Here is a 12,640-nt window from a genome sequence, read left to right on the forward strand (position 1 = left end):
ACCTGGCGGTGGACTGCCCCTAGGGGTCCCTCCGTACTACGGCTCGGGGAGGGTTCGTACCCCCGGAGGAGGAGAAGGGCGATGGTCCGTCCTTAACCTGGCTTTACGCCGCTGGGGAGCGGTGGGGGAGGGGACGACCGGATCGGCGGGGGTGGGGTTTTCCCCCGTAGAAGAGGGTGCTGAGCACCAGCGCGCCGGACCGTCTCGCGGCACCAGACTGAACGCCGTACCCAAGCAACGAACCGATCGCCCTACAGATCGGCTGTTGAATCACTGACCGACATAGGAGACATACCGTGACATCGGCTGTAACCATCACCAGGCACGGGGGCACTGGAGGGCGTACGGCCGTTGCCGCGCGGGCGCGGCAGGTCGTCAAGGCGTACGGGTCCGGTGAGACCCGTGTCGTCGCCCTTGACCATGTGGACGTGGACATCGCTCGCGGGCAGTTCACCGCGATCATGGGCCCCTCGGGGTCCGGCAAGTCCACCCTCATGCACTGCCTCGCCGGTCTCGACACCGTGACGAGCGGTCAGATCTACCTTGACGACACCGAGATCACCGGCCTGAAGGACAAGAAGCTCACACAGCTGCGCCGGGACCGGGTCGGATTCATCTTCCAGGCGTTCAACCTGCTGCCGACGCTCAATGCGCTCGAGAACATCACGCTGCCCATGGACATCGCCGGGCGCAAGCCCGACAAGCAGTGGCTCGCACGCGTGGTGGACACAGTTGGACTTTCCGACCGACTCAGGCACCGGCCCACCCAGCTCTCCGGCGGACAGCAGCAGCGGGTCGCCGTGGCCCGTGCCCTGGCCGCGCGTCCCGAGATCATCTTCGGTGACGAGCCGACCGGAAACCTCGACTCGCGCGCGGGTGCCGAGGTCCTGGGCTTCCTGCGCAAGTCCGTCGACGAGCTCGGGCAGACCATCGTGATGGTCACGCACGACCCGGTGGCCGCCTCGTACGCGGACCGTGTGCTGTACCTCGCCGACGGCCGGATCGTCGACGAGATGTACAAGCCCACCGCGGAGGCCGTCCTGGACCGCATGAAGGACTTCGACGCCCGGGGGCGTACGTCATGACCGTCATGAAGACCTCCATGCGCAACTTCTTCGCGCACAAGGGACGCATGGCCCTGTCGGCCGTGGCGGTCCTGCTGTCGGTCGCCTTCGTCTGCGGGACGCTGGTGTTCACCGACACGATGAACACCACCTTCGACAAGCTCTTCGCGGCCACGTCCTCGGATGTGACGGTGAGCGCCAAGGGCGCCTCCGACAGCGGTGAGACGACCTCGGACAACGGCAAGCCGCCGGTCATGCCGGCCTCCGTGCTCGGCAAGGTGCGCGAGGCGCAGGGCGTGAAGACGGCGGAGGGGACCGTCTTCTCGACCTCGGTGACCGTCGTGGACGCCGACAAGGACAGCCTCTCGCCGTCCGGCGGCGGCCCGACCATCGTCGGCAACTGGAACCGCAACGACGCCCGCACCATGGAGATCACCTCCGGTACGGCGCCGAAGAACTCCGGCCAGGTCATGGTCGACAAGGACACCGTCGACAAGCACCACCTGAAGCTCGGTGACGAGATCGGCGTGATCAGCGCGGTCGGCACGCACACCGCGAAGATCTCCGGCGTCGCCGAGTTCGAGGTCACCAACCCCGGTGCCGCGATCTTCTACCTGGACACGAAGACCGCCCAGGAGACGCTGGTCGGCGAGACGGGCGTGTTCACGAACGTCAACGTCACGGCCGCGTCCGGGGTCACCGACGCACAGCTCAAGAAGAACGTCGCCGCCGAGCTCGGCGGCGCCTACAAGGTGCAGACGGCCAAGGAGACCGCCGACGCCAACCAGAAGGACGTCGAGGGCTTCATGAACGTCATGAAGTACGCGATGCTCGGCTTCGCCGGGATCGCCTTCCTCGTCGGCATCTTCCTGATCATCAACACCTTCTCGATGCTCGTCGCGCAGCGGACCCGTGAGATCGGCCTGATGCGGGCCATCGGGTCCAGCCGCAAGCAGGTCAACCGTTCCGTGCTGGTCGAGGCGCTGCTGCTGGGCGTGACCGGTTCGGTGCTCGGGGTCGGCGCCGGCGTCGGCCTCGCGGTCGGCCTGATGAAACTCATGGGCTCCCTGGGCATACACCTGTCGACCAGCGATCTGACGATCGCCTGGACGACCCCGGTGGTCGGACTGCTCCTCGGCGTGGTCGTCACCGTGCTGGCCGCCTGGCTGCCGGCCCGCCGCGCGGGCAAGGTCTCGCCCATGGCCGCCCTCCGGGACGCGGGCGCCCCCGCCGACGCCAGGGCGGGCCGCGTACGGGTCCTGCTGGGCACGCTCCTGACCGGTGGCGGCGGCTACGCGCTCTACCTGGTCACCCAGGCGGACAAGGCCAAGGAGGGCTCCCTGTGGCTCGGCCTCGGCGTGGTGCTCACCCTGATCGGCTTCGTCGTGATCGGCCCGCTCCTCGCGGGCGGTGTGGTGCGCGTCCTGGGCGCGGTCGTCCTCAGGGTGTTCGGCCCGGTCGGCCGCATGGCCGAGCGCAACGCCCTGCGCAACCCGCGTCGTACGGGAGCCACGGCCGCCGCCCTGATGATCGGCCTCGCGCTGGTCGCCTGTCTGTCGGTCGTCGGTTCGTCCATGGTCGCTTCGGCCACGGACGAGCTCGACAAGACGGTCGGTACGGACTTCATCATCCAGTCCGACAGCGGGCAGCTGGTCACGCCGGCCGCGGTGAAGGCCGTCAAGGACACGCCCGGCCTCGAGCGGGTCACCGAGTACAGGATCACGGAGGCCGACTACACGACCCCCGACGGCAAGACGCTCAAGGACACCGACATCACGGCGGCCGACCCGTCCTACGCGACCGACCTGCAGACCAAGACCGTCGCGGGGAAGCTCGCCGACGCCTACCGGCCCGACTCGATGTCCGTGCACGAGAAGTTCGCCAAGGCGCACGGCATCCACCTGGGTTCGAAGATCAAGGTCGCCTTCAAGGACGGCGCCACCGCCGAGTTGACGGTCCGGGCGATCACCAGCAGTGACGTCGTCATCGACGCGGGTTCGAAGTACATCTCGATCGCCACGCTCGCCAAGTACGTGCCGGCCGACAAGATGCCGCTCGACCAGTTGGTCTTCGCCAACGCCAAGGACGGGCAGCAGGACGCCGCGTACAAGTCGCTGAAGTCGGCGCTGCACGACTATCCGCAGTACACCGTGCGCGACCAGACCGACTACAAGGAAGCGTTCAAGGACCAGATCGGGCAGCTCCTGAACATGATCTACGGCCTGCTGGCCCTCGCGATCATCGTCGCGATCCTGGGTGTCGTGAACACCCTGGCGCTCTCGGTGGTCGAGCGGACCCGGGAGATCGGCCTCATGCGGGCGATCGGCCTCTCGCGGCGCCAGCTGCGGCGGATGATCCGCATGGAGTCGGTGGTCATCGCGCTCTTCGGCGCACTGCTCGGCCTGGGCCTCGGCATGGGCTGGGGCGCGACCGCCCAGAAGCTCCTCGCCCTGGAGGGCCTGAAGGTCCTGGAGATCCCCTGGCCGACGATCATCGGCGTCTTCGTCGGATCGGCCTTCGTGGGCCTGTTCGCCGCCCTGATCCCGGCGTTCCGGGCGGGCCGGATGAACGTCCTGAAGGCGATCGCGACCGAATAACCACCCTGGGGACGGGGGAACGCCCGGCGCCGAGAAGTCAGGGGGACTTCTCGGCGCCGGGTTTTTCGTTGTCCACAGGGAGCGGCTTGCGGGCTCTTCGCTGTCCACAGGGTGGCCGCGGGCGGGGCGGGGTTGTCCACAGGCTCCGACGGCCGGGCCGAGGCCGTCGTAGGCTGGAGACCCCCCGGCCCTTCGTTGTGTCGGGCCCTTCGCGTTGCCCACCTCCCAGAAACCCCCCGGACGAAAGCCGCCCAGAATGAGCTTGCACGGTCTGCTCGACGCCGTCGTCAAGGACCCCGCCCTCGCGGAAGCGATCACGGCGGCCCAGGACGGCAACCGCATGCACGTCGACCTGGTCGGCCCACCGGCGGCCCGTCCCTTCGCGGTCGCCGCCCTCGCGCGGGAGGCCGGCCGGCCCGTGCTCGCGGTGACGGCGACGGGCCGCGAGGCGGAGGACCTGGCTGCGGCCCTGCGCTCCCTGCTCCCGTCGGAGGGGGTCGTGGAGTACCCGTCCTGGGAGACCCTCCCGCACGAGCGTCTCAGCCCCCGCAGCGACACCGTCGGCCGCCGTCTGGCCGTCCTGCGGCGTCTCGCCCACCCCCGCCCCGACGACCCCGAGACCGGTCCGGTCTCCGTGGTCGTCGCACCTGTACGGTCCGTGCTCCAGCCGCAGGTCAAGGGCCTCGGCGACCTGGAACCGGTCGCCCTGCGCACGGGGCAGACCGCCGACCTGAACACCATCGTGGAGGCTCTCGCCGCCGCCGCGTACGCGCGTGTGGAGCTCGTCGAGAAGCGCGGCGAGTTCGCCGTACGAGGCGGCATCCTCGACGTCTTCCCGCCCACCGAGGAACACCCCTTGCGCGTCGAGTTCTGGGGCGACGACGTCGAGGAGATCCGCTACTTCAAGGTCGCCGACCAGCGCTCCCTGGAAGTCGCCGAACACGGCCTGTGGGCCCCGCCCTGCCGCGAACTGCTCCTGACGGACGACGTACGTGCCCGCGCGCGTGCCCTCGCCGAGGAGCACCCCGAGCTCGGCGAACTGCTCGGCAGGATCGGCGAGGGGATCGCCGTGGAGGGCATGGAGTCCCTGGCCCCCGTCCTCGTCGACGACATGGAGCTCCTGATCGACGTCCTGCCCAAGGGCGCCATGGCCGTCGTGTGCGACCCGGAGCGGGTCCGCACGCGTGCGTCCGACCTCGTGGCCACCTCGCAGGAGTTCCTCCAGGCGTCCTGGGCGGCCACCGCGGGCGGCGGCGAGGCGCCCATCGACGTCGGCGCGGCCTCCCTGTGGTCCATCGCCGACGTCCGCGACCGCGCGCGCGAGCTGGACATGATGTGGTGGTCGGTGTCGCCGTTCGCGGCGGATCTCGAACTGGAGGCGGACACCCTCCAGCTGGGCATGCACGCCCCCGAGACCTACCGCGGCGACACCGCCAAGGCCCTCGCCGACACCAAGGGCTGGCTCGCCGACGGCTGGCGCGCGGTCTTCGTGACCGAGGCGCACGGCCCCGCGGCCCGTACCGTCGAGGTGCTCGGCGGCGAGGGCATCGCGGCCCGCCTGGACGCGGAGCTCGCGTCCTTGAGCCCGTCCGTCGTGCACGTGGCGTGCGGCTCGATCGAGTACGGCTTCGTCGACCCGGCGCTGAGACTCGCCGTGCTGACCGAGACCGACCTGACCGGCCAGAAGGCGGCCGGCAAGGACGGCGCCCGGATGCCCGCCCGGCGCCGCAAGACGATCGACCCGCTCACCCTGGAGACGGGCGACTACATCGTCCACGAACAACACGGCGTCGGCCGCTACATCGAGATGGTCCAGCGGACCGTGCAGGGCGCCACGCGCGAGTACCTCGTCGTCGAGTACGCCCCCGCCAAGCGCGGCCAGCCCGGCGACCGGCTCTACATCCCCACCGACCAGCTTGAGCAGATCACCAAGTACGTCGGCGGCGAGGCCCCCACCCTGCACCGCCTCGGCGGCGCCGACTGGACCAAGACCAAGGCGCGCGCGAAGAAGGCCGTCAAGGAGATCGCCGCCGACCTGATCAGGCTGTACAGCGCGCGCATGGCGGCCCCCGGGCACACCTTCGGCCCGGACACCCCGTGGCAGCGCGAGCTGGAGGACGCCTTCCCGTACGCCGAGACGCCCGACCAGCTGACCACCATCGCCGAGGTCAAGGAGGACATGGAGAAGTCGATCCCCATGGACCGCCTGGTCTGCGGCGACGTCGGATACGGCAAGACCGAGATCGCGGTCAGGGCCGCCTTCAAGGCCGTACAGGACGGCAAGCAGGTGGCCGTCCTCGTACCGACGACCCTGCTGGTGCAGCAGCACTTCGGGACGTTCTCCGAGCGGTATTCGCAGTTCCCGGTGGTCGTGAAGGCGCTCAGCCGCTTCCAGACCGACACCGAGGCGAAGGCCGTCCTGGAGGGGCTGCGCGAGGGTTCGGTGGACGTCGTCATCGGCACCCACCGCCTGTTCTCCTCGGAGACCAAGTTCAAGAACCTCGGCCTGGTCGTCGTCGACGAGGAGCAGCGCTTCGGCGTCGAGCACAAGGAGCAGCTGAAGAAGCTCCGCGCGAACGTCGACGTGCTGACCATGTCCGCGACCCCCATCCCGCGCACCCTGGAGATGGCGGTCACCGGCATCCGCGAGATGTCGACGATCACCACACCCCCGGAGGAGCGCCACCCGGTGCTCACCTTCGTCGGGCCGTACGAGGAGAAGCAGATCGGCGCGGCCATCCGTCGTGAACTGCTGCGCGAGGGCCAGGTCTTCTACATCCACAACCGCGTCGAGTCGATCGACCGGGCGGCTTCGCGCCTGCGCGAGATCGTCCCCGAGGCGCGCATCGCGACCGCCCACGGCCAGATGTCGGAGCAGGCCCTCGAGCAGGTCGTCGTCGACTTCTGGGAGAAGAAGTTCGACGTGCTGGTGTCGACCACGATCGTCGAGTCGGGCATCGACATCTCGAACGCGAACACATTGATCGTGGAGCGCGGCGACAACTTCGGCCTGTCCCAGCTGCACCAGCTGCGCGGCCGGGTGGGGCGCGGCCGCGAGCGGGGCTACGCCTACTTCCTGTACCCGCCGGAGAAGCCGCTGACCGAGACCGCGCACGAGCGGCTCGCCACCATCGCCCAGCACACCGAGATGGGCGCGGGCATGTACGTCGCGATGAAGGACCTGGAGATCCGCGGCGCGGGCAACCTCCTCGGCGGCGAACAGTCCGGGCACATCGCGGGCGTCGGTTTCGATCTGTACGTCCGGATGGTCGGCGAGGCCGTGGCGGACTACCGGGCCTCTCTGGAGGGCGGTGTCGAGGAGGAGCCGCCGCTGGAGGTCAAGATCGAGCTCCCGGTCGACGCGCACGTCCCGCACGACTACGCGCCGGGCGAGCGGCTGCGTCTGCAGGCCTACCGCGCCATCGCCTCGGTGAACACCGAGGAGGACGTCAAGGCCGTGCGGGAGGAACTCGTCGACCGCTACGGCAAGTTGCCCGAGCCGGTGGAGAACCTGCTGCTGGTGGCGGGGCTCCGGATGCTCGCACGCGCGTGTGGCGTCGGCGAGATCGTCCTCCAGGGCACCAACATCCGCTTCGCGCCGGTGGAGTTGCGGGAATCGCAGGAGTTGCGGGTCAAGCGGCTCTACCCGGGCACGGTCATCAAGCCGGCCGCGCACCAGGTGCTGGTGCCACGCCCGAAGACGGCGAAGGTGGGCGGAAAGCCGCTGGTCGGGCGGGAGTTGCTCGGCTGGGTGGGCGAGTTCCTCACGTCGATCCTGGGGTCGTGACGGCGGGGGACCGTGACCGAGTGGCTTCGGCGATGTGAGGCGCGGTCGGGCCACTCGGTGTGCTCAGGGCGTGCGGAACAAGGTGGTCGCGAGGGTACGGAACACCTCCTCGGGGTCACGGCCGCCGACCGGGCCGTCCAGGTTGTGGCTGAGGAGCAGGGTGGCGAAGCCGTGGGCGAGGGACCAGGCGGCGACCCCCGCGAGGCGGCTGTCGATGCCGAAGTCCTCGGCGTGAACGCCTGAGACCGAGGCGCGCAGGGCGTCGGTGGCCAGGGCGCGGGCCGTGGTGAGCTCGAGGTCGTCGGCGCGCAGCAGTCCGGGCGCGAACATCACCTGGAAGTGGGCCGGGTGTTCGCGGGCGAAGCGCACATAGCGCACGCCCGCGTCCTTGAGGTCCGAGGCGTCGTTGAGGGCGGCCGCGAGCAGCGCGAAGCCTTCGGCGGCGATCGCCGTCAGGAGCCCGGTGCGGTCCCTGAAGTGGTGGGCCGGCGCCGCGTGCGAGACACCGGCGCGGCGCGCCAGATCGCGCAGGCTCAGCCCGGCGGGACCGTCGGCGGTGATGACGTCGAGGGCGGCGGTGAGGATCGCGCGGCGGAGATCGCCGTGGTGGTAGGGGCGGTGCTGCTTGTCGGGGTGGTTCGGCCTGTCGGTTTCCGCGGATGCCATGGACAGAGCGTACGCCCGATCTAGGCATTGACAAGTTCGGGCTGCCGGGGCAATCTAGTCAGTGTCAAGTTCCCTGGAGGGTTCGAGGGGACTTCGCTGACGACGGGGAGGCATGTCATGTCGAAGCACGACGGCGGGACCGAGGTGGAGACCGGCGGGGCGGGGCAGGCTGTGGAGCCGGCCCGCGTGCGCCAGCTCTGGCACCTGCTGGAACCCCTGCACGCGGTGCTCTACTACGCGCCGGAGGTCTTCGAGGAGGCGGCAGCGCTCGGCTACGTCACGAAGGAGCGCTGGCCGAGCTACTTCCCCCTGCGCGCTGCACCGTTGGGGCCGGTCGGCGCCGAGCAGGTGGCGTCCGCCTTCTACAGCTTCAGCCCCCGCATGGTCGCCGAGCACATCGACTCCGCGTGGGCGGCCGCCGAGCCCGGCGCGGTGCTGGCGGCGAGGCTGCGGGGGATCGACCGGGCCTACCGCGCGATATTCGGTGACCGCGTCGACAGCCCCGAGTTGGTGGAGGCCGCCGGCCTCGCCCGGCGCGCGGCCGAGGCGGTGAACACCGCGGGCCGTCCGCTCGCCGCGGCCAACGTCGCGCTGGAGTGGCCCGAGGCCCCTCATCTCCAGCTGTGGCAGGCGGCGACGATCCTGCGCGAGCACCGCGGCGACGGCCACATAGCGGCCCTGCTCGTGGCAGGCCTCGACCCGGTCGAGTCGCTCGTCTCCTTCGCCGCGATCGGCGCCGCGTCCGTGGAACGCTTCGGGAGCCGAGGCTGGAGCGCGACGGAATGGGAGGCCGCGCGCGGGCGCCTGACGGCCCGTGGCCTGCTCGACGAGACCGGCGAGGCCACGGAAGCCGGCCGCGACCTGCGTCACCGCGTGGAACGCCACACCGACCAACTCGCCGCCGCACCCTGGCAGTTGCTGGGGGCGGCCGACACGGCCCGGCTCGCGGATCTGCTCGGCGACTTCTGGGTCGCGGTGCTGTCCTCCGGGCTGCTTCCGTCGGAGACGACCCTGGGCATCGGCAAGGTCTGACCGTGATAGTCAGGACGGATGTTCGGACAACTTCCGCTTGAGGAGCAACTGGACGCGTTCCGTTCCGCGCTCGGCCGGAACGAGACCCTGACCGAGGTGATGGCCAGGACGGCGACGCTTGACCTGCCGGGCTGGTACGTGACGGCGGGCTGCCTGTTCCAGACCGTGTGGAACGTGGCCACCGGCAGACCCCCGACCCGGGGCATCAGGGACTACGACGTCTTCTACTTCGACGACACCGATCTCTCCTGGGCGGCCGAGGACGCCGTCATCAAGGCGGGACAGGAAGTGTTCGCAGGCTTGCAAGCCGAGGTGGAGATCCGCAACGAGGCCCGGGTGCACCTCTGGTACGAGCGGAAGTTCGGAGTGCCCTGCCCGCCGTACGACTCCACCGAGTCCGCCATCGACCGCTTCGCCGCGACGACTTGCTGTCTGGGCGTGCGGCTCGAACCCGACGGGACGTGGCGCGTCTACGCACCCCACGGGCTGTCCGACGTGTTCAACCTCGTGGTCCGCCCCAACCCCGTGCTCGCTCCGAGAGAGGTCTACGAGGCGAAGGCCGCGCGCTGGAAGGAGGAATGGCCCGAGCTCAGGGTGCTGCCGTGGCCTGTGAAGTGAAGCCGCCCGCGGGAGGCGAACCTCCGCGGACGGTCCTCCATGGGTCTTCGGCCTTACGGTTGCTCGGGCCTGTCGCGATCCATGCCGAGCGACCCTTCGATCTTCTGCTGTGCGTCGTCGACCTGGCTCTCGTACTTGTTGCCCGTCCGCTCGTTGGCCTTCCGTTCCGCCACGTCGGACATTTCCTTGGTCTTGTCCTGCGCCTGGCGGTTGCTCTTGAACCTGTCGAAGATGCCCATCCAGAGCTCCTTCCGGAGGTGACTCAGAAACGACGATACGGCTGATATGTCCGCATTGCCCACCCGGAAGGGCCGTGGTCTGGACCTCCTGAATGCCGCGGTGCGCCCGCTCGTTTACGGTGTGCGCGACGCCGTACGGGGGAAAGCGCTCCCTGCGGGGGCCGGACCGGGTTGCAAGGGGAGGGGCGCACGTGATGCGTCTGAGGGGCGGGGCCGCGGCCGCCGTCGTGCTGGTGTTCGCCGTGGCCGGGTGCAAGGCGGAGACGACCACAGGTTCCGGCGGGCCGGAGGAGACCGGGGGCGCGGGTGGTTCGGGCGCGGCCCTCACCGCCGCCGAGTCGCTCACCGTGAAGGGGCGGGCGCCCAAAACGGGTTACGGGCGCGACAGGTTCGGCACCGCGTGGGCGGACACGGACTCGAACGACTGCGACACCCGCGACGACATACTCAAACGCGATCTGGAGGACGTGAAGTTCACCCGCGGGGACTGCAAGGTGTCCTACGGCGTGCTCGAGTCGGACCCGTACTCGGGCAAGGAGGTGACCTACCGGCGCGGTCGCAGCCAGGTCGACATCGACCACGTGGTCGCGCTTTCCGACGCCTGGCAGAAGGGGGCAAAGTACTGGGAGCCCAGCAAGCGGATAGCTCTCGCCAACGACCCCCTCAACCTCCTCGCCGTCGACGCGAGCACCAACCGTTCCAAGGGGGACGGTGACACGGCGACCTGGCTGCCGCCGAACAAGGGGTACCGGTGCACGTATGTGGCCGCCCAGGTCGCCGTGAAGAAGAAGTACGACCTGTGGGTCACGGCCGCCGAGAAGTCCGCGATGGAGAAGGTCCTCTCGGGCTGCCCCGGCCAGAAGCTTCCGGCCGGCGGCAATCCGACGGCGGCGCCGCCGCGGTTCCACGCGGACTGAACCCTCGCGACGGTCGTAGCCCTCAGGGCTCGCGGGCGGGCGGGAAATGCGCTTTCCGGTGGGCGGGACCGCGCCTACGGTGATCGCATGGAGCTGAAGGTGTCGAGTCTCGCCGAGCGTCCCGAGATGCGGGAGCGCGTTCTCGGCATGGCCAACAGCTGGCCGGAGTTCGTGACCGAGGACCTCGTGGGCAACGCCCACTACGGACGGATCTCCGCCGAACTCCCCGAGCATGTGCTGTTCGCCGAGGACGAGCGGGGCGAGATCGTCGCGCACGCCCACAGCGTCCCCTTTGCCCTCCATGCCGAGGACCGCGGGGAACTGCCCGCCCGGGGCTGGGACGAGATGCTGGTGTGGGCGTTCGAGGATCTGCGTCATGGCGTACGGCCCGACACGGTCAGCGCGATCTCGGTCGTCGTCGCCCCGCGCCTCCAGGGCCACGGCCTCTCCGGCCGGATGCTCTCGGCGATGCGTGACAACGCCCGCGCCCACGGCTTCAGCGAGGTCGTCGCGCCGGTCCGCCCCAGCGCCAAGCACCTGGAACCGCATACGCCGATCCAGGAGTACGCCTACCGGGTACGACCCGACGGTCTGCCGTACGACCCCTGGCTGCGCGTCCACGCCCGTGTCGGCGGCGTCGTCCACGCGGTGGCACCGGCCTCCATGACGGTGTCCGGCTCGGTGGAGCAGTGGCGCCGCTGGACCGGACTGCCCTTCGACACCCAGGGCGACATCGAGGTGCCCGGGGCGCTGGTGCCGGTGCGGTGCGAGCCGGAGCGCGGGTACGCGGTGTACGTCGAGCCCAACGTGTGGATGCGGCACGCCCTTTGAGCGTGCCGCATCCTGCTGCGTCCTGGTGTGTCCCAGTGCGGCGTGCGCTTCCGGTGGCTCAGCCGCCCAGGGCGTCGAGGTCCAGGATCTCGCCGGCCGGCTTCTTCGCCGGGACCGGTTCGTCGAAGTCGCTGAAGGTGACGGACCCCTGGTCCGCTCCGGCCGTGCTGTCGATCCGCAGCAGATACGGCTTGCCCTCGGTGGCGACATACAGCGTGTAGCGGTCCTTGCCGTCCTTCTCGTGCAGGGTGATCGCGGGCGCCCCGTCGACGGTGGCCGTGCTGCCGCGGCTCGCGTCGGAGTTGCTGTCCTCGGCGCCGTCGAGCACCGCGCCCAGGTCGCAGAAGTCCTCGAACTCCTTGGCGTCCTGACCCGTCGCCTTCGTCTTGGTCCACTTGCCGGCCAGCATGGCCACGGCCGCGTCGGTGTCCGCCTTCGACTCGCCCTCGCTCTGCTCACGCAGGAGCGCCTCGTTGAACTTCATGTACACGATGTCGCCGGTCTTGATCAGCTCGGCCTTGCCCTTGCCGCCCATGCCGATGGTGCCGGCGCACTCGCCCTTCTTGTTCAGCAGGACGTCGAGGCTGATGGTGCCGCCGCTCTCGTCGTCGGGGATGGCGCCCTTCATTCGCAGCGAAGAGGCGCCGGTCGTGGCCTTTGTGGCCCGGTCGGCTATGTCGCCGCCGGTCAGCCCGGCGAACGGTTCCTTCTTCGCGGCCGACTTGCCCCGCTCGGCGGATGCGCTGGACGTGCTCGTCCTGCTGTCCGCCTTGTCCTGTCCCGGCTGGCAGCCGGTGAGTCCTGCGGTGGCCGCGGCGGCGATGCAGAGAGCGGCAAGTGCGGTACGACGCATGGTGATTCCTTGGTGGGGATGCGGTGAGGTGATGGT

General features: G+C 69.8%; 10 protein-coding genes. 7 read left to right on the forward strand and 3 right to left on the reverse strand.

Going from position 1 to position 12,640, the window contains the following annotated elements; translation table 11 throughout:
• Positions 1-296 precede the first annotated feature (296 nt).
• The 3 genes from M2157_RS27735 (at position 297) to mfd (ending at position 7,448) form a co-directional block, all read left to right on the forward strand.
• Entirely contained in the window at positions 297-1,085 is a 789-nt protein-coding gene (locus tag M2157_RS27735; RefSeq protein WP_059206461.1) for an ABC transporter ATP-binding protein, read from the forward strand.
• The gene (locus tag M2157_RS27740) at positions 1,082-3,661 is read left to right on the forward strand and encodes an FtsX-like permease family protein (RefSeq protein WP_280866463.1); all 2,580 of its coding nucleotides are present in this window, start codon (positions 1,082-1,084) and stop codon (positions 3,659-3,661) included. The genes M2157_RS27735 and M2157_RS27740 overlap by 4 nt, the downstream gene beginning before the upstream one ends.
• Before the next feature lie 256 nt (positions 3,662-3,917).
• The gene (gene mfd / locus M2157_RS27745) at positions 3,918-7,448 is read left to right on the forward strand and encodes a transcription-repair coupling factor (protein ID WP_280866464.1); all 3,531 of its coding nucleotides are present in this window, start codon (positions 3,918-3,920) and stop codon (positions 7,446-7,448) included.
• A gap of 63 nt (positions 7,449-7,511) precedes the next feature.
• Here the strand turns inward: mfd and M2157_RS27750 are convergent, their stop codons facing one another.
• Positions 7,512-8,114: a TetR/AcrR family transcriptional regulator gene (locus tag M2157_RS27750; RefSeq protein ID WP_280866465.1), complete on the reverse strand. Its 603-nt coding sequence runs from the start codon at positions 8,112-8,114 to the stop codon at positions 7,512-7,514.
• 117 nt (positions 8,115-8,231) lie between these two features.
• Here M2157_RS27750 and M2157_RS27755 point away from each other — a divergent pair, with 117 nt between their 5' ends.
• The gene (locus M2157_RS27755; RefSeq protein ID WP_280866466.1) at positions 8,232-9,146 is read left to right on the forward strand and encodes a hypothetical protein; all 915 of its coding nucleotides are present in this window, start codon (positions 8,232-8,234) and stop codon (positions 9,144-9,146) included.
• An 18-nt stretch (positions 9,147-9,164) separates the two neighbouring features.
• Positions 9,165-9,764, forward strand: coding sequence for a nucleotidyltransferase family protein (locus M2157_RS27760; protein WP_280866467.1), 600 nt, complete (start codon positions 9,165-9,167; stop codon positions 9,762-9,764).
• Positions 9,765-9,817: 53 nt separating this feature from the next.
• Here the strand turns inward: M2157_RS27760 and M2157_RS27765 are convergent, their stop codons facing one another.
• Complete coding sequence (locus tag M2157_RS27765; protein ID WP_280866468.1) at positions 9,818-10,003, reverse strand: antitoxin; 186 nt, start codon at positions 10,001-10,003, stop codon at positions 9,818-9,820.
• Between the two features lie 194 nt (positions 10,004-10,197).
• On the opposite strand from M2157_RS27765, the gene M2157_RS27770 reads away from it, so the two are divergent.
• Together M2157_RS27770 and M2157_RS27775 are read left to right on the forward strand one after the other, a co-directional pair.
• A complete protein-coding gene (locus M2157_RS27770; RefSeq protein ID WP_280868280.1) occupies positions 10,198-10,920 on the forward strand; it encodes an HNH endonuclease family protein in 723 nt (240 codons plus the stop codon).
• 87 nt (positions 10,921-11,007) lie between these two features.
• On the forward strand, positions 11,008-11,751 hold the full coding sequence (locus M2157_RS27775; protein ID WP_280866469.1) for a GNAT family N-acetyltransferase: 744 nt from the start codon (positions 11,008-11,010) through the stop codon (positions 11,749-11,751).
• Positions 11,752-11,809: 58 nt separating this feature from the next.
• Here M2157_RS27775 and M2157_RS27780 read toward each other — a convergent pair whose 3' ends face one another.
• Entirely contained in the window at positions 11,810-12,604 is a 795-nt protein-coding gene (locus M2157_RS27780; protein ID WP_280866470.1) for a hypothetical protein, read from the reverse strand.
• Positions 12,605-12,640: the final 36 nt, after the last annotated feature.

The organism is Streptomyces sp. SAI-127 (assembly GCF_029894425.1).
Lineage (GTDB): Bacteria > Actinomycetota > Actinomycetes > Streptomycetales > Streptomycetaceae > Streptomyces.

Bases quoted from the DNA above. Each gene is read 5' to 3' on its own strand.
- M2157_RS27740 (WP_280866463.1), top strand. From the start codon at position 1,082: ATGACCGTCATGAAGACCTCCATGCGCAACTTCTTCGCGCACAAGGGA.
- mfd (WP_280866464.1), top strand. From the start codon at position 3,918: ATGAGCTTGCACGGTCTGCTCGACGCCGTCGTCAAGGACCCCGCCCTC.
- M2157_RS27750 (WP_280866465.1), bottom strand. From the start codon at position 8,114: ATGGCATCCGCGGAAACCGACAGGCCGAACCACCCCGACAAGCAGCAC.
- M2157_RS27755 (WP_280866466.1), top strand. From the start codon at position 8,232: ATGTCGAAGCACGACGGCGGGACCGAGGTGGAGACCGGCGGGGCGGGG.
- M2157_RS27760 (WP_280866467.1), top strand. From the start codon at position 9,165: ATGTTCGGACAACTTCCGCTTGAGGAGCAACTGGACGCGTTCCGTTCC.
- M2157_RS27765 (WP_280866468.1), bottom strand. From the start codon at position 10,003: ATGGGCATCTTCGACAGGTTCAAGAGCAACCGCCAGGCGCAGGACAAG.
- M2157_RS27770 (WP_280868280.1), top strand. From the start codon at position 10,198: ATGCGTCTGAGGGGCGGGGCCGCGGCCGCCGTCGTGCTGGTGTTCGCC.
- M2157_RS27775 (WP_280866469.1), top strand. From the start codon at position 11,008: ATGGAGCTGAAGGTGTCGAGTCTCGCCGAGCGTCCCGAGATGCGGGAG.
- M2157_RS27780 (WP_280866470.1), bottom strand. From the start codon at position 12,604: ATGCGTCGTACCGCACTTGCCGCTCTCTGCATCGCCGCCGCGGCCACC.